The organism is Streptomyces plumbidurans (assembly GCF_019857225.1).
In the GTDB taxonomy this organism is placed as follows: domain Bacteria; phylum Actinomycetota; class Actinomycetes; order Streptomycetales; family Streptomycetaceae; genus Streptomyces; species Streptomyces plumbidurans.
In genome coordinates, this window is record NZ_JAFJSY010000170.1 from 1 (window position 1) to 1,134 (window position 1,134).

The following is a 1,134-nucleotide window of genomic DNA, read 5'->3' on the forward strand; positions in this document are numbered from 1 at the left end:
CGGCATCCGCTGCGGGAGTTCGTGACCGCCTCGCAGTCTTTGCCGCTGCTGGTGGAGCGGGAGCGGGCCCTGTTCGGGTCCTGGTATGAGTTCTTCCCCCGCTCCGAGGGCACCGAGCAGGAGCCGCACGGCACCTTCGCCACGGCCGCGCGCCGGCTGCCGGCGATCGCCGCGATGGGCTTCGACGTGGTCTACCTGCCCCCGATCCATCCGATCGGCACCACCTTCCGCAAGGGCCGCAACAACACCCTGTCCGCCGGCCCCGACGACGTCGGGGTGCCGTGGGCGATCGGCTCCCCGGAGGGCGGCCACGACGCCGTCCACCCCAAGCTGGGCACGATGGAGGACTTCACCCGCTTCGTCGCCCGCGCCCGGGAGCTGGGCATGGAGGTCGCGCTGGACTTCGCCCTGCAGTGCTCCCCGGACCACCCGTGGGTGCACAAGCACCCGGAGTGGTTCCATCACCGCCCGGACGGCACCATCGCGTATGCGGAGAACCCGCCCAAAAAGTACCAGGACATCTACCCCATCGCCTTCGACGCCGACTTCGACGGCCTGCTCGCCGAGACGCTGCGGGTACTGCGAGTGTGGATGGCGGCCGGGGTGCGGATCTTCAGGGTGGACAATCCGCACACCAAGCCGGTCGTGTTCTGGCAGCAGGTGATCGCGGAGATCAACGCCGCCGACCCGGATGTGATCTTCCTGGCGGAGGCGTTCACCCGGCCGGCGATGATGCACACCCTGGCCCAGATCGGTTTCCAGCAGTCCTACACCTACTTCACCTGGCGCACCACGAAGCAGGAGCTGACCGAGTACGGCACGGAGCTGTCGGGCGAGGCGGCGGCCTACATGCGGCCCAACTTCTTCGTCAACACCCCCGACATCCTGCACGCCTACCTGCAGCGCGGCGGCCGGCCCGCGTTCGAGGTGCGCGCGGTGCTGGCCGCGACCCTCTCGCCGACCTGGGGCATCTACTCCGGCTACGAGCTGTGCGAGAACACCCCGCTCAAGGACGGCAGCGAGGAATACCTCGACTCGGAGAAGTACCAGCTCAAACCCCGCGACTGGGACACGGCCGAACGCGAGGGCCGCACCATCACCCCCCTGATCACCCGCCTCAACACCATCCGACGC

Annotated in this window: 1 pseudogene; it reads left to right on the forward strand. The window is 68.9% G+C overall.

The features are described 5' to 3' along the window. Window positions 1-1,134 (forward strand): annotated as a pseudogene (locus JYK17_RS40245) (alpha-1,4-glucan--maltose-1-phosphate maltosyltransferase); the annotation flags it as partial.